The organism is Sandarakinorhabdus sp. DWP1-3-1 (genome assembly GCF_049896705.1).
GTDB lineage: Bacteria > Pseudomonadota > Alphaproteobacteria > Sphingomonadales > Sphingomonadaceae > Sandarakinorhabdus.
In genome coordinates this window covers 1,261,587-1,285,671 of the sequence record NZ_JAFCUV010000001.1, presented here as the reverse complement: position 1 = coordinate 1,285,671, position 24,085 = coordinate 1,261,587, and the positions used below count along the sequence as shown (strand labels likewise).

General features: G+C 68.4%; 27 protein-coding genes and 1 tRNA gene. 16 read left to right on the top strand and 12 right to left on the bottom strand.

Annotated elements, in window-relative coordinates; genetic code table 11:
* Positions 1 to 64: 64 nt before the first annotated feature.
* Together ACP7AI_RS06230 and ACP7AI_RS06225 are read left to right on the top strand one after the other, a co-directional pair.
* Entirely contained in the window at positions 65 to 1,279 is a 1,215-nt protein-coding gene (locus tag ACP7AI_RS06230) for a multidrug effflux MFS transporter (protein ID WP_426165227.1), read from the top strand.
* On the top strand, positions 1,276 to 2,175 hold the full coding sequence (locus tag ACP7AI_RS06225; RefSeq protein ID WP_426165225.1) for an EamA family transporter: 900 nt from the start codon (positions 1,276 to 1,278) through the stop codon (positions 2,173 to 2,175). Before ACP7AI_RS06230 ends, ACP7AI_RS06225 begins: the two co-directional genes overlap by 4 nt.
* Here ACP7AI_RS06225 and ACP7AI_RS06220 read toward each other — a convergent pair.
* Positions 2,162 to 2,791: a glutathione S-transferase family protein gene (locus ACP7AI_RS06220; RefSeq protein ID WP_426165223.1), complete on the bottom strand. Its 630-nt coding sequence runs from the start codon at positions 2,789 to 2,791 to the stop codon at positions 2,162 to 2,164. The genes ACP7AI_RS06225 and ACP7AI_RS06220 overlap by 14 nt on opposite strands.
* A 72-nt stretch (positions 2,792 to 2,863) precedes the next feature.
* Here ACP7AI_RS06220 and arfB point away from each other — a divergent pair, with 72 nt between their 5' ends.
* On the top strand, positions 2,864 to 3,271 hold the full coding sequence (arfB, locus tag ACP7AI_RS06215) for an alternative ribosome rescue aminoacyl-tRNA hydrolase ArfB (protein ID WP_426165221.1): 408 nt from the start codon (positions 2,864 to 2,866) through the stop codon (positions 3,269 to 3,271).
* Between the two features lie 99 nt (positions 3,272 to 3,370).
* The gene (locus ACP7AI_RS06210) at positions 3,371 to 3,742 is read left to right on the top strand and encodes a CsbD family protein (RefSeq protein WP_426165219.1); all 372 of its coding nucleotides are present in this window, start codon (positions 3,371 to 3,373) and stop codon (positions 3,740 to 3,742) included.
* Between the two features lie 57 nt (positions 3,743 to 3,799).
* Here ACP7AI_RS06210 and mce read toward each other — a convergent pair whose 3' ends face one another.
* Together mce and ACP7AI_RS06200 are read right to left on the bottom strand one after the other, a co-directional pair.
* A complete protein-coding gene (mce, locus tag ACP7AI_RS06205; RefSeq protein ID WP_426165217.1) occupies positions 3,800 to 4,240 on the bottom strand; it encodes a methylmalonyl-CoA epimerase in 441 nt (146 codons plus the stop codon).
* Between the two features lie 16 nt (positions 4,241 to 4,256).
* Positions 4,257 to 5,222, bottom strand: a complete 966-nt coding sequence (locus ACP7AI_RS06200; protein WP_426165215.1) for an NAD(P)/FAD-dependent oxidoreductase — start codon at positions 5,220 to 5,222, stop codon at positions 4,257 to 4,259.
* A gap of 80 nt (positions 5,223 to 5,302) precedes the next feature.
* On the opposite strand from ACP7AI_RS06200, the gene ACP7AI_RS06195 reads away from it, so the two are divergent.
* From ACP7AI_RS06195 to ACP7AI_RS06180, 4 genes are read left to right on the top strand one after another with little or no spacing between them, the layout of a single operon-like run.
* Positions 5,303 to 5,677: a DUF1761 domain-containing protein gene (locus tag ACP7AI_RS06195; RefSeq protein ID WP_426165213.1), complete on the top strand. Its 375-nt coding sequence runs from the start codon at positions 5,303 to 5,305 to the stop codon at positions 5,675 to 5,677.
* Positions 5,678 to 5,714: 37 nt separating this feature from the next.
* Positions 5,715 to 6,275 carry a glycine-rich domain-containing protein gene (locus ACP7AI_RS06190; protein ID WP_426165211.1) on the top strand — a complete coding sequence of 187 codons (561 nt, stop codon included), beginning with the start codon at positions 5,715 to 5,717 and terminating at the stop codon, positions 6,273 to 6,275.
* Positions 6,272 to 7,099, top strand: a complete 828-nt coding sequence (locus ACP7AI_RS06185; protein WP_426165209.1) for a TIGR04222 domain-containing membrane protein — start codon at positions 6,272 to 6,274, stop codon at positions 7,097 to 7,099. The genes ACP7AI_RS06190 and ACP7AI_RS06185 overlap by 4 nt, the downstream gene beginning before the upstream one ends.
* Before the next feature lie 38 nt (positions 7,100 to 7,137).
* Entirely contained in the window at positions 7,138 to 8,367 is a 1,230-nt protein-coding gene (locus tag ACP7AI_RS06180; protein WP_426165207.1) for an amidohydrolase family protein, read from the top strand.
* Positions 8,368 to 8,375: 8 nt separating this feature from the next.
* Here ACP7AI_RS06180 and ACP7AI_RS06175 read toward each other — a convergent pair whose 3' ends face one another.
* A complete protein-coding gene (locus ACP7AI_RS06175; protein ID WP_426165205.1) occupies positions 8,376 to 8,996 on the bottom strand; it encodes a DUF1353 domain-containing protein in 621 nt (206 codons plus the stop codon).
* Positions 8,997 to 9,028: 32 nt separating this feature from the next.
* Positions 9,029 to 9,430, bottom strand: a complete 402-nt coding sequence (locus tag ACP7AI_RS06170; RefSeq protein WP_426165203.1) for a hypothetical protein — start codon at positions 9,428 to 9,430, stop codon at positions 9,029 to 9,031.
* Between the two features lie 217 nt (positions 9,431 to 9,647).
* On the opposite strand from ACP7AI_RS06170, the gene ACP7AI_RS06165 reads away from it, so the two are divergent.
* Positions 9,648 to 10,373 carry a Crp/Fnr family transcriptional regulator gene (locus ACP7AI_RS06165; protein ID WP_426165201.1) on the top strand — a complete coding sequence of 242 codons (726 nt, stop codon included), beginning with the start codon at positions 9,648 to 9,650 and terminating at the stop codon, positions 10,371 to 10,373.
* Here ACP7AI_RS06165 and ACP7AI_RS06160 read toward each other — a convergent pair.
* The 4 genes from ACP7AI_RS06160 to ACP7AI_RS06145 all read right to left on the bottom strand — a co-directional run bounded on the left by ACP7AI_RS06160 (position 10,370) and on the right by ACP7AI_RS06145 (position 14,833).
* Positions 10,370 to 11,899 carry a DHA2 family efflux MFS transporter permease subunit gene (locus tag ACP7AI_RS06160; protein ID WP_426165199.1) on the bottom strand — a complete coding sequence of 510 codons (1,530 nt, stop codon included), beginning with the start codon at positions 11,897 to 11,899 and terminating at the stop codon, positions 10,370 to 10,372. The two genes, ACP7AI_RS06165 and ACP7AI_RS06160, sit on opposite strands and share 4 nt — an antisense overlap.
* A gap of 67 nt (positions 11,900 to 11,966) precedes the next feature.
* Entirely contained in the window at positions 11,967 to 13,001 is a 1,035-nt protein-coding gene (locus ACP7AI_RS06155) for an HlyD family secretion protein (protein WP_426165197.1), read from the bottom strand.
* Positions 13,001 to 13,456: a MarR family winged helix-turn-helix transcriptional regulator gene (locus tag ACP7AI_RS06150; protein WP_426165195.1), complete on the bottom strand. Its 456-nt coding sequence runs from the start codon at positions 13,454 to 13,456 to the stop codon at positions 13,001 to 13,003. Before ACP7AI_RS06150 ends, ACP7AI_RS06155 begins: the two co-directional genes overlap by 1 nt.
* A 69-nt stretch (positions 13,457 to 13,525) precedes the next feature.
* The gene (locus tag ACP7AI_RS06145; RefSeq protein WP_426165193.1) at positions 13,526 to 14,833 is read right to left on the bottom strand and encodes a mannose-1-phosphate guanylyltransferase; all 1,308 of its coding nucleotides are present in this window, start codon (positions 14,831 to 14,833) and stop codon (positions 13,526 to 13,528) included.
* Positions 14,834 to 14,982: 149 nt separating this feature from the next.
* Between ACP7AI_RS06145 and prsK the strand changes: the two genes are divergently transcribed.
* The 6 genes from prsK (at position 14,983) to ACP7AI_RS06115 (ending at position 20,203) form a co-directional block, all read left to right on the top strand.
* Entirely contained in the window at positions 14,983 to 17,094 is a 2,112-nt protein-coding gene (prsK, locus tag ACP7AI_RS06140; RefSeq protein ID WP_426165191.1) for an XrtA/PEP-CTERM system histidine kinase PrsK, read from the top strand.
* A complete protein-coding gene (gene prsR, locus ACP7AI_RS06135) occupies positions 17,091 to 18,455 on the top strand; it encodes a PEP-CTERM-box response regulator transcription factor (RefSeq protein WP_426165189.1) in 1,365 nt (454 codons plus the stop codon). The genes prsK and prsR overlap by 4 nt, the downstream gene beginning before the upstream one ends.
* A 45-nt stretch (positions 18,456 to 18,500) precedes the next feature.
* A tRNA-Pro gene (locus tag ACP7AI_RS06130) sits at positions 18,501 to 18,577 on the top strand.
* A gap of 236 nt (positions 18,578 to 18,813) precedes the next feature.
* Positions 18,814 to 19,356: a glycoside hydrolase family 108 protein gene (locus tag ACP7AI_RS06125; RefSeq protein ID WP_426165187.1), complete on the top strand. Its 543-nt coding sequence runs from the start codon at positions 18,814 to 18,816 to the stop codon at positions 19,354 to 19,356.
* Entirely contained in the window at positions 19,353 to 19,652 is a 300-nt protein-coding gene (locus tag ACP7AI_RS06120) for a hypothetical protein (RefSeq protein ID WP_426165185.1), read from the top strand. The genes ACP7AI_RS06125 and ACP7AI_RS06120 overlap by 4 nt, the downstream gene beginning before the upstream one ends.
* Complete coding sequence (locus tag ACP7AI_RS06115; RefSeq protein ID WP_426165183.1) at positions 19,649 to 20,203, top strand: hypothetical protein; 555 nt, start codon at positions 19,649 to 19,651, stop codon at positions 20,201 to 20,203. The genes ACP7AI_RS06120 and ACP7AI_RS06115 overlap by 4 nt, the downstream gene beginning before the upstream one ends.
* A 40-nt stretch (positions 20,204 to 20,243) precedes the next feature.
* Here the strand turns inward: ACP7AI_RS06115 and ACP7AI_RS06110 are convergent, their stop codons facing one another.
* The 3 genes from ACP7AI_RS06110 to argC are packed head-to-tail and all read right to left on the bottom strand — an operon-like array spanning position 20,244 to position 22,376.
* A complete protein-coding gene (locus tag ACP7AI_RS06110) occupies positions 20,244 to 20,783 on the bottom strand; it encodes a gamma carbonic anhydrase family protein (RefSeq protein WP_426165181.1) in 540 nt (179 codons plus the stop codon).
* Positions 20,780 to 21,313: a GNAT family N-acetyltransferase gene (locus ACP7AI_RS06105; protein WP_426165179.1), complete on the bottom strand. Its 534-nt coding sequence runs from the start codon at positions 21,311 to 21,313 to the stop codon at positions 20,780 to 20,782. Before ACP7AI_RS06105 ends, ACP7AI_RS06110 begins: the two co-directional genes overlap by 4 nt.
* 19 nt (positions 21,314 to 21,332) lie before the next feature.
* Positions 21,333 to 22,376, bottom strand: coding sequence for an N-acetyl-gamma-glutamyl-phosphate reductase (argC, locus tag ACP7AI_RS06100; RefSeq protein WP_426165177.1), 1,044 nt, complete (start codon positions 22,374 to 22,376; stop codon positions 21,333 to 21,335).
* A gap of 62 nt (positions 22,377 to 22,438) precedes the next feature.
* On the opposite strand from argC, the gene ACP7AI_RS06095 reads away from it, so the two are divergent.
* Positions 22,439 to 24,058 carry an FAD-dependent oxidoreductase gene (locus ACP7AI_RS06095; RefSeq protein WP_426165175.1) on the top strand — a complete coding sequence of 540 codons (1,620 nt, stop codon included), beginning with the start codon at positions 22,439 to 22,441 and terminating at the stop codon, positions 24,056 to 24,058.
* Positions 24,059 to 24,085 lie beyond the last annotated feature (27 nt).

The following is a 24,085-nucleotide window of genomic DNA, read 5'->3' as shown; positions in this document are numbered from 1 at the left end:
CATGGCTCCCATGCGCGTTGGCTACTCGACCGCGCGCCGCCGGTCCCCTATGCGGCATTGCACAATGAATGCACCGACAGCCATCGCCCCCCGCGTGCCGACCCGCGGCGAAATCCTGCTGCTGGGATCATTGACGGCGTTTGGCGCGGTCACCATCGATCTTTATCTGCCGACGCTGCCGATCATTGCCCGCGATTTCGCAGTGACGCCGGCCAAGGTGCAGCTGACGTTCTCGGCCTTCTTCATCGGCATGTCGCTCGGTCAGCTGGCCTATGGGCCGGCGAGTGACCGGCTGGGGCGGCGACCGGCGATCCTGTTCGGCTGCCTCGTCTATGTCATCGCCAGCCTCGCATGTGCCTTTGCGCCGACGGTCGACTGGCTGATCGCGGGCCGCTTTGCCCAGGCGCTAGGCTGCTGCGCCGGCATGGTGGTGGCGCGCGCCGTCGTCCGCGATCGCTACGACCATCGCGATTCGGCGCGGATCTTCTCGCTGCTCGTCCTCGTCCTTGCCGTCGCGCCGCTGGTGGCGCCATCGGTCGGCGGGTGGCTCGCGATGGCATTCAGCTGGCGCGCGGTCTTCGTCGCGCTTGCTGCCATCGGCGCCGCGATCGGTGCCGCGGTCTTCCTCCGCCTCGATGAAAGCCGCTCGCCCGAAACCGAGGCAAAGGCCCGCGGCGAATCGGTGATCGGTGCCTATGTCGATCTGCTCGGCCAGCGCCGCCTGCTCGGCTACACGCTGGTCAGCGCCTGCAACGGTGCGACCCTGTTCAGCTATATCGCGACCGCGCCCGACCTGATCATCGACATCTGGGGCTTCACCCCGGTGCAGTTCAGCCTGATCTTCGCCGGCATCGCCGTCGGCGTCATCGGGTCGAGCCAGGTCAATCGCCGGCTGCTGCTCAAGCATTCGCCCGATCGCATCCTGGGTGTCGCTTGCCTGTTCGCCGTCGCGTTCGGCCTCGCCCTGCTCGTGGTCGCGACGCTCGGCCTGTCGAAATGGCTGGTCATGGCCGGCATGTTCGCGGTGCTGACGTCCAATGGCTTCATTGCCGCCAATGCGCTGGCCGGCGCACTCAATGTCGATCCGCTGCGGGCCGGTACGACGTCAGGGCTGTTCGGCGCGGCGAACTTCGCGCTCGGCGCGGCGGCCTCGGCGACGGCGGCGGCGCTGCACGACAACACGGCGATGCCGGTCGCGGCGGTGATGTTCACGGCGCTCGTTGTCGCGGCGATCGCCTATTTTGCGCTGGCCCGGCCGCGTCCACCCCGGCATCCGTGACCATCGGCGGCTTTTCCCCCCGCGCTTTCTTGCTGGCGCTGGCGGTGGTCGCGGTCTGGGGCACCAATTTCGTCGTCATCCGCCTCGGCCTCGACGCGTTGCCGCCGCTGCTGTTCGCTGCGCTGCGCTTTGCCCTTGCCGTGGTGCCGCTGGTGTTCTTCCTGAAGCGCCCGCCAGTGCCGCTGCGCGAGCTCGCGCTATACGGCCTGTACATCGGCGTCGGCCAGTTCGGCCTGTTGTTCATCGCCATGGACGGCCTGATCGCGCCGGGCCTTGCCTCGCTGGTGGTGCAGGCCCAGGTCGTGTTCACCATCGGCCTCGCCATGCGCGGCACCGGGGAGCGGCTGGTGCCGGTGCAATATGCGGCGCTGGCGCTGGCCGGCGGCGGTCTCGCCATCATCATGGGCCATACCGGTGGCGCAACGACGCCGCTGGGCGTTGTGCTTGTGCTCGGCGCCGCCTTGTCCTGGTCGCTCGGCAACAGGATATCGCGGCGCATCGGCCGGGTCGACATGCTGGCCTTTGTGGTCTGGTCTTCACTGTTCGCCGTGCCGCCGCTGTTCGCGCTGGCCTTCGCCTTCGAGGGCGCGCCGCGGATCACATCGGCGCTGGCCGCGGCCGGCCCCGGCGTCTGGGCCGCGGTGGTCTGGCAGGCGGTCGGCAACACGATGTTCGGCTATGGCGCCTGGGGCTGGCTGCTGGCGCGCTATCCGGCGTCGAGCGTCGCGCCGATGGCGCTGCTGGTGCCGGTGTTCGGCATGGGCGCCGCCGCCTGGTGGCTGCACGAGCCGCTGCCGGGCTGGAAGCTGGCAGCGGCCGCGCTGATCATCGGCGGGCTGGCGGTGAACCTGTTCGGCCCCCGCCTGTTCGCCCGCCGCGCCCCTATTTCTGGGTGAAGTTATAGGGCTCGGTCTTGGCCGCCGCCGCTTGCCAGGCCGGCCGCGCCTGCAGCCGCCGGACATAGGCGGCGACGTTCGGGAAATGCGTGCCCAGCCCCTGTGCGGTGGCGATCTCGGCGATGAAGCTCATCATGATATCGGCGCCCGACAGGGTGTTTTCGACCAGCCAGTCGTTGCTGCCGAGCTGGCTCGAGAAATAGGCGACATGGGCACCGATCTGTTCCTGGATGCGCGGCTGCAGCGGCGCCGCGGCCTCGCCCAGCCGGCCGGTATACAGCGCCAGCAGGAACGGCGTCATCGCCGAGCCTTCGGCGAAGTGCAGCCATTCGAGATAGGTCTCGTGCGCGTCGCTGCCGGGGGCCGGGGCCAGCCGGCCGCCACCGTGACGGCGAATGATGTAATCGGTGATGGCGCCGGATTCGATGACGATCTTGCCGTCGTCTTCCAGTACCGGCGACTTGCCGAGCGGGTGGACGGTCTTCAGCTCCGGCGGCGCCAGGTTGGTGACGGCGTCGCGGCTGTACGCCTTGATCTCATAGGGCAGGCCAAGCTCTTCGAGCAGCCACAGGATGCGTTGCGAGCGGCTGTTGTTGAGGTGGTGGACGATCAGCATGGCGTTCTCCCTTTGCCTCGCCAGCCTAGCGGCATTCCGCCGACGGGGGAAATCGCCTAAGCCGGCGCCGCCATGCCGATCATCATTCCCGAAACCGAGCTCGACGAAAGCTTCATCCGTGCGTCCGGCCCGGGTGGCCAGAACGTCAACAAGGTGTCGTCGGCGGTGCAATTGCGCTTCGACGTGCGGGCGTCGCCGAGCCTGCCCGACGATGTCGCGGTGCGGCTGATGCGGCTGGCGGGGAGCCGGCTGACCCGTGACGGTGTCATCGTCATCACCGCCGATCGCTTTCGCACGCAGGAGCGCAATCGCGCCGATGCGCGCGAACGCCTGCAGGCACTGGTGGCGGCCGCCGAGGTGCGCCCGGTCAAGCGCAAACCGACGCGGCCCAGCAAGGGCGCCAAGGAACGACGGCTGGCGGGCAAGGCGGTGCGGTCCGGGGTCAAGCAAGGGCGTAACAAAGTTCGCGGCGACGATTGAACCTCTGCACGCCGAAAGCGTTTCAAGGGCTCCTCTTCCAAAACACCGGCGGCACCCCTATCTCTGCCGGGTCATTCTTCCACCGAAAGGATTATTCGCATGACGATCAACAAGGAAACCATCGAAGGCGGCTTCAACGAAGTCGGCGGCAAGGTCGAAGGCGCGATCGGCGAAGCGTTCGGTGACAGCAAGACCCAGGCCGAAGGCACGATCCATGAGCTGAAGGGCAAGGCCGAGCAGGCCTATGGCAAAGCCAAGGATGTCTATGGCAAGGCCACCGAGCGCGCCAAGGAATGGGCCGATCACGCGCCGGAAACGGTTCGCGAAGCCCGCGAGCGCGCCCAGCGCCTGGCCGATGAATCGTCGGCCAAGGTCCGCCAGACGGTCCAGGAACAGCCGGTTGCCGTTCTCGCCGGTGGCATCGCGCTCGGCTTCGTCGTCGGCTGGCTGCTGAGCGGCCGTCGCGACTAGACTCGGCTGACGTCGAGAAAAGGGGCGTGGGAGCATGGCTCCCGCGCCCTTTTTTCGTCAGTGCGCCGGTGTCGCCATCAGCTCGATGAGCACGCCGCCGGTGTCGCGGGGGTGGACAAAGATCACCGGCACGCCATGGGCACCGAGGCGCGGTTCCCCGGTGCCGAGCACGGTTGCACCGCGGGCGCGCATCGCATCGCGCGCGGCGATGATGTCGGCAACCTCGAAACAGACATGATGCTGGCCGCCCGACGGGTTTTTCTTGAGGAAACCGTGGATGGGCGAGTCCGCGCCCAGCGGCTCGATCAGTTCGAGCTGGCTGTTGGCGACGTCGATGAAGGCGACGCGGACGCCCTGGGCCGGCAGGTCGAAGGCCGGTGTGGACACCGTCGCGCCGAACAGCTGCGCATACATGGCTACGGTGGCGTCGATCGATACACAGGCGATGCCGACATGGTTCAGCCGGCCCAGCAGCAATTCGGGCAGTTCATCGGCCATCGCGCGCTCCAATCGTTCAGTGCGCGGCAGCCTTAACGGCTTCGGGGGCAGCGCGAAACAGGCTTTGCCGCTTGGCAAGGTCGTTGCGCATAGTCGTGGCCGCGACTCCGCCTTCACCCATCGCGTGGCTGATCTGGTCGAGTCCGAGTACGACATCGCCGGCGGCATAGAGACCGGCCACGCTGGTTCGCTGGTGGCTGTCGACCACCATGCAGCCGTCGCCCGCCATCTCCGCGCCGACAGGCCCGGCGAGTTCGGACCGGATCTTCGAACCGAGTGCCGGGTACAGGCTGTCATACACTTGCCCCGCGACAGTGATGCCGCCGCCGGCAATGGCATAGGCCGGCGCAGCGCCTTCAACCGTGACGATGCCGGCCTCTTCGAGCTGGCCACGCTGCGCCGCGTCGAGTTCGTGCGCGCCGTCGGGCGCGATCAACGCCAGGTCCGCGGTATAGCTGCGCAGGAACAGCGCCTCGCGCAACCCGCGCTCCCCGGTTCCGATGACGCCGACCCGCTTGTCGGTGACCTCATAGCCATCGCAGATCGGGCAATAGCGGATGAGGCCGCGGGCGAGGGCGTCGTCGTGCAGCGTTTTCGGCATTGCCGGTCGATTGTTGATGACGCCGGTGGCAAGCAGCACCGACCGGGCGCGCCAGCGCTGGGCGCCGGCAACCGCGACGAAGCCGTCATCCTCGCGCATCAGGGCATCGACCCGCGCCGGCAGGATCTGGGCGCCATAGAGCATCGCCTGCTGGCCCATACGCGCCAGCAGGTCGGTGCCGGTGATACCTTCGGGATAGCCGGCATGGTTGTGCGACAGCGGGATCAGCGCGGCCCGGCTGTCCCCGGCGTCGAGGACCAGCACGGCAAGATGATAGCGGGCGAGGTACAGCGCGGCGGTAAGCCCGGCCGGCCCACCGCCGATGACCAGGCAATCGACGATGCCGCCGTCCTCCATCGCTTCGGCCAAGGTTTCAGACATGGCGGCGAAACGGCGCAACCCCGTGATTGTTCCACGGGCAGAGCCTTGCGGCCGGCGCCAAACCCGGCAAGAAAGCCGCGGTGATCTATATCGCCCTCAATGCCCTGCCGATCCTGCTGGCGACGATTGCCGGCCTGCTCGCCGGCTGGCTGCTGCACCGCAACCGTCATGGCGCCGAATTCTGGATCAGCGCCTTTGTCGCCCAGGCCTGGTTTGCGGCGATCCTGGCCGGCGCGCTGATCCTTGCGCCGCCCAAGGCCGCGGCCTGGGTGATGGCGATCGGCAGCGCCGTCGTCATCTGGATCGGCTTCGTCGTACCCGCCACCATCGTGACCCTGCGCTATCGCCATGTCCGCTGGGGCGAGGTGCTGCGGGACTGCGGCTATTGGTTGGTTGTGATGATCGTGCAGGCGCTGGTGCTGAAATCCTGGGGGCTGGTTCCACCACCGGTCTGATTGACTCGGAAAACCTACCCATGTAGTAGGGTTTCAGATGCGCAAGGCGGATTTACCTGCTCCTGCTGCTCCGGACCATCCGGCCTGGCTGGCGCTGCGGCGCTACACCATCGGTCCCGACGACGCCGCGCTCGATTTTACCGGGCGGTTGGCGCGCGATAACGGCTGGTCGCGTGACCTCGCGGACCGGGTGCTCGACGAATATCGCCGCTTTGCCTTCATTGCCGCGACCGCCGGGCACCCCGTCACGCCGTCGGACGCCGTCGACCAGGCCTGGCACCTGCACCTGACCTATAGCCGCGATTACTGGGATCGCTTCTGCCCGCTGCTCGGACGGCCCTTGCACCATGGCCCGACGGCCGGGGGCAGCGCCGAGGAACATCGCTTCTTTGCCCAATATGCCGACACGCTGCGCAGCTATGAGGCAGCGTTCGGTCCACCGCCGGCCGACCTGTGGCCACCGGCCGCACGGCGCCTGCGCGATGATCCACGGGCCCGCCGTGTCCACCCGCGCGATGGCCTGGTGGTGCCCTGGCCTGTTGTCGGGTTGCTGTTGCTTGCCGCGTGTCTGGTCCCTTGCTGGAGATTGCTCGCATGATCCTCGATCCGCTCGCCTTGCCGGCGCCGGACTTTCTTTGGCTTTACGCCCTGCTGCTCGCCACCGGCCTGCTGCTCAGCCTCTATGCCGGTCGCCGGCTGCGTCCCGACGGGACGATGCGCACCGTCAGCGATCCCGACAGCCTGGCATTGCTGGTCGGCGGCCCGGCCCGGCTCGCCGACACCGCCGTCGCCCGGCTGATGACCGCGGGCGTGCTGGTCGCCGACAAGAGCGGCCGTTTCGGGCGGACCGGACGCGAGGCGGCGCTGCTCGCCAGCCCGGTCGATCGCGCCATGGTCGCGCTGCCGGCCACCGCCCAATGGCCCGAACTGTGCAAGGCGGCCCGGGCCGGCACCGCCAGCGTGCACCGGCAGCTGCAGCGCGACGGGCTGATGATCGACGACGACATGGTGCGACAGTTGCGCCTTGTCCAGGTGCTGCCGTTCATCGCGCTGCTGATGCTCGGCACCGCGCGGCTGGTGCGTGGCAACATGCTCGATCGCCCGGTCGGCTATCTGATGGTGCTGCTCGTCATCACGATCGTCATCGCGCTGGCGCGCCTGTCGGTCGATCGCCGCACCCATGCGGGCGCCGCCGTTGTCCGCGAGGCGCGTGACGCGTGTCACCGGCTGCGGCTGGCGCCCACCCACCAGGAAATGCCGCTGGCAGTGGCGCTGTTCGGGACCGGGGTCCTCGCCGGATCGGCCTATGAACCGCTGCACCGGTTGCGCAGTACCAGCAGTACCAGCAGCAGCAACAGCGGCGACAGCGGCGGTGGCGACAGCGGCGGCGGCAGCGGCGGCTGCGGGGGTTGCGGCGACTAGCCGGATACCGCCATGGTGGCGCATCACGGGGAGATTTGATGCGCATCTTGATGATCCTGCTGCTGGCGACAGCCGCGCCGGCGCTTGCCGAGCCGACATTGCTGAAACCCGCGCGCGTTTTTGACGGCGAGACGATGCATGCCGTCTGGCAGGTGCTGGTCGATGGCGACAGGATCGTGGCCGCGGGGTCCGATGTGACAGCGCCGGCCGGTGCGAAGGTGGTGGATCTGCCCGGCGCTACGCTGCTGCCGGGCCTGATCGAGGGACACACGCATCTGTTCCTCCACCCGTATAACGAGACGAAATGGGACGATCAGGTGCTGCACGAGCCCTTGGCGCTGCGCACCGCGCGGGCGACGGTGGCGGCGCGCAAGACGCTGATGGCGGGCTTTACCACAGCCCGCGACCTCGGCACCGAAGGCGCCGGCTATGCCGATGTCGGGCTGAAGGCGGCGATCGACCAGGGCATCGTGCCGGGACCGCGGCTGATCGTCGTGACCCGTGCCATCGTCGCGACCGGCGCCTATGGACCCAAGGGATTCGAGCCCGGTGTCGCCGTGCCCCAAGGCGCCGAGGAAGCCGGTGGGGAGGGGGTGGCCGCGGCCGCCCGCCGCCAGATTGCCGCCGGTGCCGACGAGATCAAGCTCTATGCCGATTATCATTGGGGACCGGGCGAACCGAGCCGGCCGACGTTCTCGCAAGCCGAGCTGACCGGCGCCATCGGTGCCGCGCATGATGCCGGCCGGCGGGTTGCGGTCCATGCCTCTACCCCCGAAGGCATGCGCCGCGCCGTCATCGCCGGGGCGGACACCATCGAGCATGGCAGCGAGGGTGATGCCGCCGTGTTCAAGCTGATGCGCGAGCGGGGCACGGTGCTGTGTCCGACGCTCGCCGCCGGCGATGCCATTGCCCGCTATCGCGGCTGGAACGGTGCCGAGCCGGCGCCGCCGGGGGTCAAGGGCGATCGTGACGCGTTCCGGCTGGCACGCGCCGCCGGCGTGGCCATCTGCATGGGCGGCGATGTCGGGGTCTTCAGCCATGGCGACAATGCCCGGGAGATGGCGTTGCTGGTTGCCAACGGCATGACGCCGATCGAGGTGCTGCGCGCGGCGACCACGGTCAACGCGCGGGCATTCGGCCTTTCGGACCGCGGCCGGATCGCGCCCGGCTTGCTCGCCGACCTGGTGGTGGTGACCGGTGACCCGGGAAAGGATATCGCGGCGGTGCGCCAGGTGACGATGGTGATGAAGGGCGGGGTCGTGCAATAGCCCGCGGGCTATTCGCGGCGTGCCACGATCGCGCCCGGCTGGGCATCGGCGAGGGCATCGATTTGGGCAAGCGACAGGTCCTCTGTCAATTGCGCGGCCAGCGCGGCAAAGGTCAACGCATCGCTGACCGCACGGCGCCAGACGATCTGCACTGGCGGCCCGGCGATGGTCTCGCTGGCATCGGCCGGGCCGCGCCGCAGTGTGTCCGGGGTTGCGGGAATCGGCGCTGACCAGCCGCCGTGGAGGATGTTGTTGGCAACGGTCAGCGCGTCCCAGCGCGGGCCGCCATAGCGCACCGCGAGGTACAGCGCCCTGGCCTGAAGCGCGCCGACGCCGGAGACCAGCATCGCCTCCCAGAACATCGCATGGACCGCCTGCCACGGCCGGGTCCGCACCGAACAGTACCAGTCGTGGACGACGGAGGCATTGCGATACTTGCCCTCGAACGGTCCACCAACGATCGACCAAAGGCTGCGCGGGATCGACGCACCATCGACCCTTGCACCTTTCGGCACCGGCCAGGCGAGGCCCGCGGCATCGCTGAAGCCGAAGTCGGAGAGCAACTCCATCAGCCGGCCGTCGTCGAGCCAGGTCGCCGAAAGCGTACCGTTGAACCCTGCCTGCACCATCCGCGACCTCCCTGCCGCGGCCGAGCGTAGCATCAGCCGGGCTGGTTGGTCATCAGCGCCCGGATCCTCGCTGTCGTTTTGCCGGCGCTGTCGGCACCGGCGATCATTATCGCAGCGCCGGGCGGCACGACGGCCATCCATTGTGCAAGGGTGTGCACGGCAAGGCTCGGCATCGGGCCCTGCACCACGATGGCGTCAAGCCGGGGTTCGACGATCAGCACGGCGAGCGCATCGTCCATGTCGACGGCATGCATGACCCGGATACCGTCCTGTTGCAGACCGGCCCAATCGTGATCCGTCCGGCAATCGTGCGCACAAACGACCAGGACGAGGCGCACGGCGCCAAGCCTTCTGCCGGGTCCGGAAGGGCCCATCGTATCGCTACTGGTCGTCATGCTTTCCCCGAGATGCGCGCGCCACGATGCTGCGATCAAACGCCCGCAATTCTTTAACACGCCCTAGCACGGCGAGCCTGTTCGAAATAGTACTGAGGCCGACTTTGACATTCACCGTGCCGCGAGTACGCAAACGTACTGAAACCCGCGAGCATGTAATCTAACATATGCTTAACATGAGTTGCGCCACGCTGCCTGCTGGAACGAGTGAGGCCGCGGACGCGCCGGTCTTGCAATGGGTTCCTGGGCGGGGTGGATGACGGACGTTCTATCCACGCAAAACCAGTTGCTGAATTCCTGTTCGCCGGCTGATATTGCATTTCTGGTGCCGCATTTGCGGCCTGTTGCTTTGACTTCTGGTCAGCTTCTGATCAGGCGAAACGACGCAATGGCTTGGGTCTATTTTCCAGAAACCTGTGTCATCTCAATGATAGCCAGCACGGCCGGTGGTCGTCAGGCAGAGGTCGGGCTGATCGGTTGCGAAGGTACCAACGGGATCGGCGAGATCCTCGGTGGCCCGGCAACCCAGCTCGAAAGCCTGGTGCAGGCGACAGGCAATGCGTTGCAACTGCCAGCGCGAATCCTGGAATCGGCGCTGGTGAGCAACCCGGATTTCAAGGCGGTGCTGCTGCGGTTCGTGCACAGCTTCGTCATCCAGGTGTCGTCGTCGGCGCTGGCCTTCGCGACCTTTCCGGTCGCCGCGCGCCTGGCGCGCTGGCTGCTGATGATGCAGGACCGGGTTCGCGGCGACGAGTTGATGATCACCCATGAAACGCTGGCGACCATGCTCGGCGTGCGTCGTGCCGGGGTGACGCTGGCACTGCAGGACGTCGAGCGGCGCGGGCTGATCGCCAAGCGCCGCGGCACCATCATCGTCATCGACCGCGGCGGCCTCGAGGCCTTGGCCGCCGACAGTTATGGCGTGCCGGAGGAAGAGCTGTTGCGGACCCTCGACATCGACCTGCGCTGGCGCAGCGCCTAATCGGCGAGATGCACCGTCGGGCCTGGGTTGCGCGGCCGGCGCAGCAGCAGCAGCAGCGGCATCATCGCCACCGTCACCCAGAACATCAGTCGGAACACGTCGATATAGGCGATCATGATCGCCTGGCGATTGACGGCGCCGTCGAGCATGGCGATCACCGCATCGGCACCAAGGCTGCGGGCGACGCCGGCATCGGCCCAGGGCAGCGTGAAGGGCGTCAGCGCCGCACCGATGTCGGCATGGCTGACCTGCGCCTGGCGGGCGAGCACACCGACGCCGAGGCTGATCCCGACCGATCCGCCGAGGTTTCGCAGCAGCATGTAGAAGCCCGCGGCGTCGGTGCGCAGGTCGGCCGGCAGCGTCGCAAAGGCCAATGTGTTGAGCGGCACGAAGATCAGCCCCAGCCCGGCGCCCTGGATGAAGCCCGAGACGATGAACGGCGTCGCGTCCATGATCGGTGAAAACAGGCTCATCATGTAGAGGCTGCTTGCCGACAGCACGAGACCGAAGCCGATGATGTAGCGTGCGTCGACCTTGCCGATCAACTGCCCGGCCGCCATCATCGCCAGCATCATGCCGACGCCGCGCGGCATCTGCAGCATTCCGGTCTCGATGACCGGATAGCCATAGAGGCTCTGCAGCATCGTCGGCACCAGCGCCGTCGTTCCGGTCAGCAGCAGGCCGATGAGGGTGATGAACAGGAACCCGGTCATCACGTTGCGATCGACGATCATGCGCCGGTCGAGCAGCGCGCCGCGGCTGGTCAGCACATGGACGCCGAAGGCCCAGAGCGCGGCGATGCCGACCCCGGCCTCGATCCGCACTTCCCAGCTCTGGAACCAGTCGAGCTGCTGGCCACGATCGAGGAACAGCTGCAGCGACGCGACGCCGATCGACAGCAGGGCAAAGCCCATGAGGTCGAAGCGGCGCGGACTGGCTTCGACCCGGGGCAGCACGGCGGCGGCCCCGAACAGCGCCAGCAGGCCGAACGGCAGGTTGATGAAGAACACCCAGCGCCAGTCGAAGCTTTCGGTCAGCCAGCCGCCGATCACCGGCCCCAGGATCGGCCCGACCATGATGCCGACCCCCCACCAGGCCATGGCCTTGCCGTGCTTTTCCTGCGGCCAGACGTCGAGCACATAGGCCTGGCCGAGCGGCGCCAGGAACGCCCCGGCCGCGCCCTGCAGCATGCGGAACACCACCATCTGTTCGAGCGATTGGGCGAGGCCGCAGGCCATCGAGGCGGCGACGAAGCCCGCCACCGAATAGAGGAACAGTTGCCGCCGGCCGACCTTTTCGGCCAGCCAGCCGGTCAGCGGCGTGGCGATCGCGGTGGCGACGATATAACTAGTCAGCACCCATGAAATGGTGTCCGAGGCGGCGCCGAGCGAGGGCTGCATGTGCGGCAGCGCGACGTTGGCGATCGTCGAATCGAGAATCGTCATGAAGGTGCCGAGCATGACGACGAGGCTGATGAGGACGGGGCCGGCAGGGGCGCGGGCGGCGGGCAGGGCAGCGGTGGCCATCAGGCGCGCGTGTCACCCCGGCCTTCGCCGGGGCGACGGTTGGCGAGGGCCCGTCGCCCGGCAACGATCACCGCGGCGTCTCCACCTTCACCGTCGCCGACAGGCCGGCGATCAGCGGCACGCGGCTGGCAGGGTCGAGGGCAATGCGGACCGGCACGCGCTGGACGACCTTGACCCAGTTGCCGGTGGCGTTCTGCGCCGGCAGGACCGAAAATTCACTGCCGGTTCCGGCACCGATGCTTTCGACCCGGCCGGTGATCGGCGTGCCCGGATAGGCGTCGAGCGTCACCGTGGCGCGCTGGCCGGGTCGCATGTGCTCGAGGTCGGTTTCCTTGAAATTGGCTTCGACCCAGCGCCGGTTGTCGATGACCAGCGACATGGTCGGCACGCCGCCGACCAGCACCTGGCCCGGCAGCACCTTGGCGGTCTGGCTGGCGATGCCGTCGGCCGGCGCCCTGATGATGGTTCGCGACAGCTCGAACGCCGCCTTGTCGCGGGCCGCCATCGCCGCCAGGACGAGCGGGTGGGTGCCCGATCCGGCGCCGTTGGCGGCGGCGCTGGCGCTGGCGGCGTCGGCGAGCGCCGACGAGAGCTCGCTGGTTGCCCTGGCAAGGGCGAATTCGGCGGCCTCGATGCGCGCGCGGGTGGTGAAGCCATCGGCGAGCAGCTTGCGCTGGCGCTCGAGATCGATCCTGGCAAAGGTGACGGCCTCGCGCTTGCCGGCGACATCGGCGTTCTTGGCCGTCGTGCCCGAGCGCAGCTCCGTGACCTGCAGCCGCGCCGACGCCAGATTGGCCTCGGCCTCGGCCAGGGCGATCTGGAACGGCCGCGGCGCGATCTCGATCAGCACGTCGCCGCGGCGAACCTTCTGGCTTTCGCCGGCATGGACGGCGAGCACCCGGCCGGTGACATCGCTGCTGATCGACACCTTGTCCTGTTGCACATAGGCATTTTCGGTCGACACCGAGGTGCCGCCGGTCAGCCAGACATAGAGGCCGGCGATGATCAGCAGCAGCGGCAGCGCCGCCATCAGCGCATAGCGCCGCCAGCGCCGCGCCGGGCTGGTGTCGGCCAGCGCTTCCCGATCGACGACGGCATGCATCAGCGGGCGACCGCGGCGAGCGGTAGGGCGACCGGCGCCGGCTGCTGCAGGTTGCCGCGCACCCGCGTCAGCAGCGTGGTCAGCGTCGCCTGGTCCGCGGCGTCGAGCCCGGCCAGCGTCTCGGCCATGACCTGGTCGCCGACTTCGCGCAGCGCGGCGAGGATCGGGTGCGCCGGTGGTGTGAGGTGCAGGCGCCAGGCCCGGCGGTCGGCGGGATCGGCGCGGCGCTCGACGAGGCCGGCATCGGCGAGCCGATCGACCATGCGGCCGACGGTGATCGTCTCGACATCGAGCGCCTCGGCCAGGCCGGCCTGATTGATGCCTTCATTGCGCGACAGGGCGAACAGCACCTGCCATTGCGCCCGGCTGACCCCCAGCCGCCGCGCCCGGGCGTCGAACCGGCGGCGTAGCAGGCGCGACGTGTCGCCGATGAGGATGGCAAGGCTGTCGGACATGATCCAATATAGCAAGCACGCTTATTATCGGCAAGGTGATCAGTGCGCGCGCAGGTAATCCGCACGGGTTCAGCCGATCATGAGAAGTACGGCGCCCGGCTCGCCCGCAACTGTGGCAATCCCGGCCCGCGCCTTACCGCGGACCATTGCACGACCGTCGGCATCGGCGCTGCCGTCGAGCAAAATAGTGGTGGCACCCTTCGGAACGTCGATGGTGGCGGCACCGACGAACACCAGCTTGCTCACCGGCACGGCGCCGTCCGATCCGTCATGGACGATGGTTTCAATCCCCCAAGGGCGGTGGCGCAGCGCCGGGCGAGTCAGTACGGCATCACCGGCCAGCCGCACGGTGATGTCGCGCACCGCCTGGCTGCGGCCCCGCGCCGTCACCAGCACGGCATCCGGCGTGGCGACGATGTTGAGGTTGGCAACGCCGATCGCTGCCAGCACGACGCCGTCGGCACGCAGCAGGCAGCCGTTGGTGTCGATGCTTTCGACCCGCCCTGAAACGACATTGCCGGTGGCGTCGGCGGCGCCGAGCCCATGGAGGGCATCCCAGCTGCCGATGTCGGACCAGCCGGGATCGATCGGGGACACCGCGACCCGCGAGGCATGTTCAAACACGGCGTGGTCGATGGAGATCGACGGCGCCGCGGCAAAGGCACTCGCACAGGGGTCGATGCGGCTCGCATCATCGCCTGCCGCCGCCATCGCCGCCTCTGCTGCCGCCAGCACGGCGGGGGCATGGGCCGCCAGCGCCGCGCGCATCGCCGGTGCCGAAAACAGGAAGATGCCGGCGTTCCAGCTGTAGCCGCCATCGGCCACCAGCGTCCGGGCCCGTGCCAGGTCGGGCTTTTCGATGAACGCCAGCGCCTCGCGGACGCCGTTGCCGATCGCGTCGCCGGCGCGGATATAGCCATATCCCGTCTCGGGCGTCGCCGCGCGGATGCCGAATGTGACCAGCCAGCCCTCCTGCGCCGACGGCACCGCCGCCGCCACCGCCGCCAGCAGCACGCCGGGCGCCGCGATGCTGTGGTCGGACGGCATGACCAGCAGGATGCCGTCGGGGTCGTGGCGCTCGACGGCCAGCAGCGCCAGCGCGATGGCCGGCGCGGTGTTCAGCGCCGCGGGCTCCACGATGATCGTTGCCGCCGGCCCGAGCTGCTCGCGGATGATGGCGGCATGGGCATCCCCGGCGACGACGATCGGCGGGTGGAAGCTGGCTGGGTCTGCCGTCCGCGCCGCCGTCGTCGCGATCATCGTGTCGGGCCCGGCCAGCGTCAGCAGCTGCTTCGGCATGGCGCTGCGCGACAGCGGCCACAACCGCGTGCCGGATCCGCCCGACAGGATGACGGGCCACAGGCGAGTGGGTGGCACGTTTGCAGGGGGTAGGGCGTTCGATGGCATCGGGGTCTCCACCGGCTGGGGGCTGCCGGTCGCGCTGCCCTAGCGAACTCCGGCCGGTGCCGCTACCATGGCCGCCGCGCTGGCGTGGCGGGGGCACAGCAGGGAGGCGGGACGACGACATGCTGTTGACGGATGTCGGCCTGTTCAGCCACCTGATCGCGGCCGTCGGCTTTTCGGCGCTGGCCGTCGCGGCGCTGTGGCGCCGGGACCGCAGCCCGTTCGCCGGCTGGCTGGCCGTTGCCGCCATCACCACGGCGCTGTGGGGCGTCGCGTTCGTCGCCGCCGCTACCAATCCCTATGCCTATGGCTTCTGGCTGACGCCGGCGGGGACATTGCGGTCGGCCGCCTGGATCGCCTTCCTGATTGCCGTGCTGCGCCCGACCTGGCGGCTCGATGACCGGTCACGATCGTCGTTCGTCATCGCCGGCGCCGTCGGTTTCGTCGTCGCGTTGCAGCTGGTGCTGGACCTGCGCGGCGCCACCGAGGCAGCGCTCAGCGGCGATCGATCGATCCTCAGCCAGCTGTTCCTGATCCTGCGGCTGACCGTGGCGGTAACCGGGCTGGTGTTGGTCCACAACCTCTACGTCAACACCGATCCGACCGGGCGCGGCGGCGTGCGGCTGCTCGCCATCGGGCTGGCCGGGTTCTTCATCTACGACCTCAATTTCTACACCCTTGCCTTCCTGCTGCCGCCGCCGTCGTCGGATCTGTTCAACATCCGCGGCGCCGTCGACACCATCACCGTGCCGCTGCTGCTGCTGTCGACGCGCGAGGCCTGGGTGGCGCGGGTCCAGGTGTCGCGGCAGGTGGTGTTCCACACCCTGTCGTTCTCGATGATCGGTTTCTACCTGATCGCCATGGCGCTGCTGGCCTATGGCCTGAGGCTGGTCGGCGGCAACTGGGGCCTGCTGCTGCAGATCAGCTTCCTGTTCGCGACCGTCATCCTCGGCCTCGTGGTGCTGTTCTCGCCGCGGTTCCGGGCGGCGCTCAGGGTCCAGATCGCCAAGAACTTCTTTGCCTATCGCTATGATTACCGGGTCGAATGGCTGCGTTTCATCGCCACCGTGTCGCGGACCCAGGGCGGCCGCAACAACGGCGCCGGCGGCCTCCACGAGCGTGTCATCCAGGCGGTGTGCGCCGTGCTCGATTCGCCGGGCGGGCTGTTGTTCGTCCCCGATGGCGAGGTGCTGCAACCCATCGCCGAATGGAACAATCGCACCATGGCGGCGGAGCCGATCCCGCGCGGCAGCGGCTTTGCCGCCGACCTCGAAGGCGGTCAGCGGATCATCGCCTTCGACGAGCTGCGCGCCGGCATCGGCGACGATGTCGCGCTGCCGGCCTGGGTGATCGCCAACCCGCGGGTCTGGCTGGGTGTGCCGCTGGTCCATCTCGACAGCTTCACTGGCTTCCTGGTGCTCGAACGAACGGTCGCGCCGCGGACGCTCAACTGGGAGGACTATGACCTGCTGCGCACGCTGGGCCGGCAGGCGGCGAGCTATATCGCCGAATCATCGACCCAGATGGCCCTGGACGACGCCGCCAAGTTCGACGAGTTCAACCGGCGCTTTGCCTTCATCATGCACGATATCAAGAATCTGGTGAGTCAATTGTCGCTGGTGGCGCGCAATGCCGAGCGCCATGCCGACAACCCGGCGTTCCGTGCCGACATGGTCGCGACGCTGCAAAGCTCGGTCGGCAAGATGAACGATATGCTGGCGCGCCTGTCGCAGCGGCCGAGCGGGCGCAGCGAGCCGCATCGCGACCCCGTCGACATCCTGGCCGTGCTCGACCAGGCAATTACCGTCAAGCGCCACGCACACGCGCCGTTGACACTGGCAGTCACCCCGGACGATAGCGGCACGGTGCCGGTCATTGCCGGCGATACGGGGCAGATTGAGCAATTGTTTCTTCACCTTGTCCAAAATGCCATCGATGCCTCCACGCCCGATGCGCCGATCGCCGTCACCGCTGGCAGCGATGCCGGAGAGGTGGTGATCCGCATCGCCGATCGTGGTCGCGGCATGTCGTCCCGTTTCATCCGCGAGGAACTGTTCCAGCCGTTCCGGTCGACGAAAAGCGGCGGTTTCGGCATCGGCGCCTATGAGGCGCGCGAGATCGTGCGCGTCCATGGCGGCCGGCTCGATGTCGTCAGCCGCGAGGACGAGGGGACGACCTTCACCATCGTGCTGCCCCGGCTGGCGACGGCCGCCCACCAGGTTGCCGCGCAATGACGACAGCCTTGCGCAAACTGCTCGTCGTCGAGGACGACGAGGGCCTGCAGCGCCAGCTGCGCTGGTCCTATGAGGATTACGAGGTCATCATCGCCGGCAGCCGCGAGGCGGCGATGGACGCGCTGCGGATTCATCAGCCCGCGGTGGTGACGCTCGACCTGGGCCTGCCGCCCGACCCCGACGGTGTGTCCGAAGGCTTTGCGACGCTCGACGAGATCCTGCGGGCGCGGCCGGCGACCAAGGTCATCGTCGCCTCGGGGCACGGTGCGCGCGAGAGCGCGCGGCGCGCGATCGCATCGGGAGCCTTTGATTTCTATCAGAAACCCGTCGATATCGACGAGCTCGGCATGATCGTCCGCCGCGCCTTCCATGTCGCCGACCTTGAGGCCGAGAACCGCCGGCTTGCCGATTCGGTACAGGCGGCGACCGGCGATGTGCTCGGCGGCATCATCACCGGCGCGCCCGAGATGCTGAAGGTGGCGCGGATGATCGAGCGGGTCGCCAGCGCCCAAGTGTCGGTGATGCTGCTCGGCGCCAGCGGCACCGGCAAGGAGTTGCTGGCCCGCGGTCTGCACAATGCCTCGATGCGGGCGGGCAAGCCGTTCGTCGCCATCAACTGCGCCGCCATCCCCGAGAACCTGCTGGAATCGGAGCTGTTCGGCTATGAGCGCGGCGCCTTCACCGGCGCGGTGAAGACCCAGGAGGGCAAGATCGAGCTGGCCGAGGGCGGCACGCTGTTCCTCGACGAGGTCGGCGATATCCCGCTGCCGTTGCAGGTCAAGCTGCTGCGATTCCTGCAGGAACGCGTCATCGAGCGGATCGGCGGGCGCAAGTCGATCCCGGTCGATGTGCGGATCGTCTGCGCCACCCACCAGGACCTCGACAACATGATCGCTGCCGGGCGGTTTCGCGAGGACCTGTTCTACCGGCTGGCGGAAATCGTCGTCCGCATCCCGTCGCTGGCCGAACGGCATGGCGATGCGGTGCTGCTGGCGCATCATTTCCTCGCCAAGTTTTCGCGCGAGAACGGCCGCAACTTCAAGGGCCTGATGCCCGATGCCATCGCTGCGATCAGTGACTGGCATTGGCCGGGCAACGTCCGCGAGCTCGAAAACCGCATGAAGCGGGCGGTCATCATGGCCGAATCGCCCCGGTTGACGGCGGCCGACCTCGATTTGGGCGACCCGTCCAACGAGGCGGCGCTGGCGCTGAAGTCGGTGCGCGAGGCGGCGGATCGCGTCGCCATCCGGCGCGCACTGGCGCGGACCGACAACAACATGTCGCACGCCGCCAAGATCCTGGGGGTCAGCCGGCCGACGCTGTATGACCTCATCAAGCAATATGGGCTGGAATCGGCCTGAGCTGCTTGCATCGCCTGCCGGAACCGCCTAAGCGCGCCCTTCGGTCGGAGCGTGGCGCAGCCTGGTAGCGCACTTGACTGGGGGTCAAGGGGTCGCAGGTTCGAATCCTGTCGCTCCGACCAGCCTTCCCCCAGAGCGGACATCGTGGTTTGCAAGCGTTTCTCGCGCCTCGAGAAGCTGCGCGATTTCAACGTTGTAATTTTAAGGCTACACTAAAGCTACACCATTGACGGCTATGTCCCAGCTGCCATGTTGTAGGAATTCGCCAACTCCTACAACGACTTGCATCACTTCGCGCTTGACAAAAATGAACCAGACAGGTAATAAACCGCCAGCAATTAGATGTCAAGGCGGTGATATGGCGACCATCGATGACCTGCTCGACGACCTGCTCGCCAAGGAGGGCGGCTATGTCGACCATCGCGACGATCGTGGCGGCGTCACCAATTTCGGCATAACCGAAACGGTTGCCCGCGCCGCCGGCTGGACGGGTTCGATGCGCGACCTGCCGCGGGAACTGGCGCTGACCATCTACCGCCGCCGCTACTGGACCGGCCCGCGCTTCGACGTGGTCGGCGCGATCAGTGCCGGGGTCGCGGCGGAACTGTTCGATACCGGCGTCAATATGGGGCCGGCGGTCGCCAGCGGCTTTCTGCAGCGCAGCCTTAACGTCCTCAACCGCCAGGGCCGTGACTGGGCCGATATCGCCGTCGATCGCGCCATCGGCCCGGCGACGCTCGATGCGCTGCGCCGGCTGCTGGCGCTTCGCGGTATTCGCGGCGAGACGGCGTTGCTGAAGGCGCTCAACGCCCTGCAGGGTGCCCGCTATATCGAACTCGCCGAAGGCCGTGCCGCCAATGAAAGCTTCGTCTTCGGCTGGCTGGCGAACCGCGTCGCATGACACTGAACCTCGATCCCAACTGGCGGCGCACGGTACTGGCGCTGGTCTTTGCCGGCGCCGGGCTGGCGCTGACCGCGGTGTCGGTGTGGCTGGTGTGGAACGTGCTGCACGCGCCCTGGCCGACGGCGCTGGCGGCGGCGCGACTGCGCATCGTCGGCGGCGCGCTTTATGCGGTGCTCGGCCTGCTCGGGCTGGTGCTCACCGGGCTCAGCATGACGGTCGCCCTGCGCCAGGTTTCGGCGCGCTTCATGGGCGCCGATTTTTCGGCGTCCTCCGGCGAGGGGCATGGCCAGTGACGGCGATCACGACGCTGTTCGGCGCGCTGCCGGGCCTGCTCGGCCGCGTGCCGCACTGGCTGCGGCTGGCGCTGGCCGGCGCCGCGGTGCTGCTGCTGGCGCTGGCCTGGCACAATCACCGGCTGGCCGGCGCCTATCGGCAGGGCGCCGCCGAACAGGCGCTGGCCGATCGCCGCCGGGTGGCCGAGGCCGCGAGCGCCGCCGCTGCCGCCCAGGACCGCCTCGCCGCCGCGCTCGCCGGCCGCCAGTCCCGCATTTCGAAAGGCACCACCGATGCGCTTGTCGCCCAGAACGATGACTTGGCTCGCCGCTATGCTGATCTCCGGCTGCGCTGGGCCGCGGCCCGCGCCGATCGCGGTGGCCCCGGCGGTGATGCGACAGCTGCCGTTTCCGGCGCCGCCGCCGGCGTTGACGACGCCGCTTGCGCGGCCGGCGGGTGGGTATCTTTCGACACTGCCGCAGCCGCCGCGCAGGCCGCCGACGCGGCGATAGCCAAGGACGACGCGTGGATTGCGTGGGCAACGGCCCAGGCTGCGACGTGGCCGGAGTGAGGGGGGCCGCTGCCGCACACACCCACCCCCAGCCCCTCCCTTAGAGGGGAGGGGAGCCTTCGCCCTTGTGCATCTTTGCCAGCCGCACATAGCCGCTGGCGCCGTAGCGGTTGCGGGCGACCTCCGCCTCGGTCAGCATCCTGAGGAATTTCGCCGGACGCCCGGCCCAGAGCTCGCCGCGGCCGATGGTCTTCCCGGGCGTCAGCATTGCGCCGGCGGCGAGCATGCCGCCTTCCTGCACCACGCAGGCGTCCATGACGATCGCCCCCATGCCGATGAAGCCGTGGTTTTCGATCGTGCAGGCATGGAGCATGACGAGGTGGCCGACCAGCACGTCATCGCCGATGATGGTGGGGCCGCTGCTGCCGTCATAGGCGCCGCTGACATGGATGACGCTGCCGTCCTGGATGTTGCTGCGGGCGCCGATGATGATGGCCTCCACATCGCCGCGGAGGACGCAGTTGTACCAGATCGAAGAGTCCTCCCCGATGGTGACATTGCCGATGATGCGGGCGCCGGGGGCGACGAATGCTGTGTCCGCGATGCTGGGGCGGGTGTCCCCGAACGGGTAGGACGTCATGGCCTGGCCCTTTCATAGGTGACGTGCGCCGACAGCGGGTCGTCGGCGGCGAGCGCGGGATGGGCGAAATCGAGGTCGTGACGGCGGACCATGCCGAGGCGCAGCATCAGCCCCCAGCTGCGCGTGTTGGCGGGCGTCGTGATCGCGATGATGCGGTCGTCGAACAGGTTGGCGAATCCCCAGTCGAGGCAGGCGGCGGCGGCCTCGCGGGCATAGCCGGCGCCCCAGGCGTCGCGGGCCAGGCGCCAGCCGATCTCGATGGCACCTTCGATGCCGGGGATGTTCTCCGGCGCGATCTTGAGGCCGCAGAAGCCCAGGAAGCGGGCGTCGTCGCGGCGTTCGAGCGCCCAGAAGGTGTGGCCGTGGTCGGCGGCAACGGCGACCAGCCGGTCGATGACGGCATCGGTTTCGGCGCGGGTCTGGGTTGGCCCCAGATGCTCGCGCACCGCCGGGTCGGCGTTCATCGCGGCAAAGGGCTCGCGGTCGCTGTCGCGCCAGTCGCGGATGAACAGGCGCGGCGTCTCGATCATCCCTCGGGGTTCGCTGCGCTCACGGAAAAAGCGGCGCCGCTTCGAGCCCCAGCGTTTCGGGCAGGCCGAACATGGCGTTCATGTTCTGGATGGCCTGGCCGGACGATCCCTTCACCAGATTGTCGATGGCGGCGATGACGATGGCGCGGCCGGGGACGCGATCGGCGAAGACGTTGACGACGGCGTGGTTGGAGCCGCGGACCATGCGGGTGGCGGGCGCGACGCCTTCGGGCAGCAGGTGGACGAAGGGCTCGATGGCATAGGCCTCGGCGAGCACGTGGCGCAGGTCGGCGATCGCCTTGCCGGCGGCGAGCTCGACGATGCAGGTGACGAGTTCACCGCGGTTCATCGGGACAAGGTGCGGGGTGAAGCTGATGGTGACCGGCATGCCGGCAACGCCCGCCAGCTGCTGTTCGATTTCCGGCATGTGGCGGTGGCGGCCGATGCCATAGGGATGGACGGCTTCGGCGACTTCGGGAAACAGATTGACTTCCTTGACGCCGCGGCCGGCGCCGGAGACGCCCGACAGCGCGTTGATGGTGATGCGTTCGGCGCCGATGACGGCTTCGGCCAGCAGCGGCTGCAGCGCCAGCAGCACCGCGGTCGGGTAGCAGCCGGGGCAGGCGACGAGGCGCGCGGTGGGCAGATCGGCGCGGGCGAATTCGGTCAGGCCATAGACGGCTTGCGGCAGCAGGTCCGGAGCCGGGTGGGCGTTGCCGTACCAGTCGGCATAGGTTGCGGCGTCCTTCAGCCGGAAATCCGCCGACAGGTCGATGATGCGGGGGCCGGACAGGGTGCCCAGCAGCTGGGCCGAGGCGGCGTGCGGCAGGCAGCCGAAAACGGCATCGATACCGGTGAAGTCGATGCTCTCGCTGGTCACCAGCCGCGGCAGGGCCGGATACATGGCCAGATGCGGCCAGACCTCGGCCATTGTCTGCCCGGCCTTGGAATTGGCCGACAGCGCCACGATCTCCGCCCGCGGATGGGTCAGCGCCAGTCGCACCAGGTCGGCGCCGGTATAGCCGGAGGCGCCGAGCACGGCGATGCGGATGGTGTTGCCCATGCCGTCCGCGTTAAGGGATGCGGGCAGTCGGTTCAACTGGCGAACGAACGAAGGGATGGACCTTGGAAACGATTGGTGCGGACCTGGCGCAGATGCAGCGCACGCCGCTGGCGGATTCGCATGTCGCGGCGTTGCGCGCGGCGGGCCGTGTCATCGACTATCCGGCCGGCACGATGCTGTCGAAGCCGGGCGATCCGTTCGACCACTTCGTCTATGTCGAGGCCGGCGAGGTCGAGGTCGTCAATCCATTCACCAATGAGCGCCTGGTGCCATCGACGATCGGGCCGACGCAGTTCCTCGGCGAAATCGCGTTTCTGGACGGCGGCAGCTGGTCGCTGTCGATGCGCACCGCGGCGCCGACGCGGGTGATCGCGGTGCCCCGCGCGGCGATGCTGACTTTGATGTCGCAGATCCCCGAAATGTCGGACATCGTGATCACCGTGTTCGCGGCGCGGCGGCGGCGACAGCTCGATGCCGGCGACGGCAGCCTGGTGCTGATCGGCGAGGCGGAGGATCGCAATGTCCGGCAGGTCGCCGTCTTCGCCAGCCGCAACAAGATCCCCTATCGGTCGCTCGCCCTGGGCAGCCCGGAGGCGCAGGAGACGGCGACCAGCTGCCAGGTGTCGGCGGATGTGCCGGCGGTGATATTCGGCCGCGATACCGTGGTGACCGAGCCGACGCCGGCCAAGGTGGCGCGGCTGCTGGGGTTGAACCGCGACCTGCACGATGACGAGGCGTTCGACGTGCTGATCGTCGGCGGCGGGCCGGCAGGGGTGGCGGCGGGGGTCTATGCCGGCGCCGAGGGCCTGCGCGCGCTGGTCATCGAGGATGCGGCGGTCGGCGGCCAGGCCGGCACGTCGAGCCGGATCGAGAATTACATGGGCTTTCCGACCGGCATCTCGGGCGCCGACCTGGTGTGGCGGGGGGAAGTCCAGGCGTTGAAGTTCGGCACGCGCTTTGCCCTGCCGCGGCGGGTGGACCGGCTCGACCGGCTCGACGACGGCGATTTCTGCGCGACGTTCGAATGCGGCCAGCGGGTGCGCGGCCGGGCGGTGGTGGCGGCGACCGGCGTGCAGTACCGGCGGCTGCCGATCGAGCGGCTGGAAGCATTCGAAGGCGCCGGGGTCTATTATGCCGCGACCGAGATCGAGGCGCGGTACTGCAAGGGCACCGAGGTGATCATCATCGGCGGCGGCAATTCGGCGGGTCAGGCGGCGATGTACCTCAGCCGGTCGGCGCGATGCGTGCGGTTGCTGGTGCGCGGGACTTCGCTGGCGGCATCGATGTCGAGTTATCTGTCGAGCCGGCTGGAGGCCGACCCGGGCATCACCATCGAATATGGTGCCGAGGTGACGGCGCTGCACGGCGACGACCATCTGGAGGGGGTGACGATCCGCAACGCGGCGACGGGGGAGAGCCGCGAAGTGGCGTCGCGGGCGCTGTTCATCATGGTGGGTGCCGCGCCGAACACCGGCTGGATGTCGGGGCTGGCAGCGCTCGACAAGGGCGGCTTCGTGCTGACCGGGGCGGGCGCCGGGGTGGATTCGCCCTATGCGACGTCGCAACCGGGGATCTTTGCGGTCGGGGACGTGCGGGCGGGTTCGGTCAAGCGGGTGGCGTCGTCGGTGGGGGAGGGCTCGGTGGTGATTTCGAAGGTGTGGGAGTTCGTGAACGGGGAGTGAGGGTCGAGTGGAAAATGTCACCCCGGT

Bases quoted from the DNA above. Each gene is read 5' to 3' on its own strand.
- ACP7AI_RS06230 (WP_426165227.1), top strand. From the start codon at position 65: ATGAATGCACCGACAGCCATCGCCCCCCGCGTGCCGACCCGCGGCGAA.
- ACP7AI_RS06220 (WP_426165223.1), bottom strand. From the start codon at position 2,791: ATGCTGATCGTCCACCACCTCAACAACAGCCGCTCGCAACGCATCCTG.
- arfB (WP_426165221.1), top strand. From the start codon at position 2,864: ATGCCGATCATCATTCCCGAAACCGAGCTCGACGAAAGCTTCATCCGT.
- ACP7AI_RS06210 (WP_426165219.1), top strand. From the start codon at position 3,371: ATGACGATCAACAAGGAAACCATCGAAGGCGGCTTCAACGAAGTCGGC.
- mce (WP_426165217.1), bottom strand. From the start codon at position 4,240: ATGGCCGATGAACTGCCCGAATTGCTGCTGGGCCGGCTGAACCATGTC.
- ACP7AI_RS06200 (WP_426165215.1), bottom strand. From the start codon at position 5,222: ATGTCTGAAACCTTGGCCGAAGCGATGGAGGACGGCGGCATCGTCGAT.
- ACP7AI_RS06190 (WP_426165211.1), top strand. From the start codon at position 5,715: ATGCGCAAGGCGGATTTACCTGCTCCTGCTGCTCCGGACCATCCGGCC.
- ACP7AI_RS06185 (WP_426165209.1), top strand. From the start codon at position 6,272: ATGATCCTCGATCCGCTCGCCTTGCCGGCGCCGGACTTTCTTTGGCTT.
- ACP7AI_RS06180 (WP_426165207.1), top strand. From the start codon at position 7,138: ATGCGCATCTTGATGATCCTGCTGCTGGCGACAGCCGCGCCGGCGCTT.
- ACP7AI_RS06175 (WP_426165205.1), bottom strand. From the start codon at position 8,996: ATGGTGCAGGCAGGGTTCAACGGTACGCTTTCGGCGACCTGGCTCGAC.
- ACP7AI_RS06165 (WP_426165201.1), top strand. From the start codon at position 9,648: ATGACGGACGTTCTATCCACGCAAAACCAGTTGCTGAATTCCTGTTCG.
- ACP7AI_RS06160 (WP_426165199.1), bottom strand. From the start codon at position 11,899: ATGGCCACCGCTGCCCTGCCCGCCGCCCGCGCCCCTGCCGGCCCCGTC.
- ACP7AI_RS06155 (WP_426165197.1), bottom strand. From the start codon at position 13,001: ATGCATGCCGTCGTCGATCGGGAAGCGCTGGCCGACACCAGCCCGGCG.
- ACP7AI_RS06150 (WP_426165195.1), bottom strand. From the start codon at position 13,456: ATGTCCGACAGCCTTGCCATCCTCATCGGCGACACGTCGCGCCTGCTA.
- prsK (WP_426165191.1), top strand. From the start codon at position 14,983: ATGCTGTTGACGGATGTCGGCCTGTTCAGCCACCTGATCGCGGCCGTC.
- prsR (WP_426165189.1), top strand. From the start codon at position 17,091: ATGACGACAGCCTTGCGCAAACTGCTCGTCGTCGAGGACGACGAGGGC.
- ACP7AI_RS06125 (WP_426165187.1), top strand. From the start codon at position 18,814: ATGGCGACCATCGATGACCTGCTCGACGACCTGCTCGCCAAGGAGGGC.
- ACP7AI_RS06120 (WP_426165185.1), top strand. From the start codon at position 19,353: ATGACACTGAACCTCGATCCCAACTGGCGGCGCACGGTACTGGCGCTG.
- ACP7AI_RS06110 (WP_426165181.1), bottom strand. From the start codon at position 20,783: ATGACGTCCTACCCGTTCGGGGACACCCGCCCCAGCATCGCGGACACA.
- ACP7AI_RS06105 (WP_426165179.1), bottom strand. From the start codon at position 21,313: ATGATCGAGACGCCGCGCCTGTTCATCCGCGACTGGCGCGACAGCGAC.
- argC (WP_426165177.1), bottom strand. From the start codon at position 22,376: ATGGGCAACACCATCCGCATCGCCGTGCTCGGCGCCTCCGGCTATACC.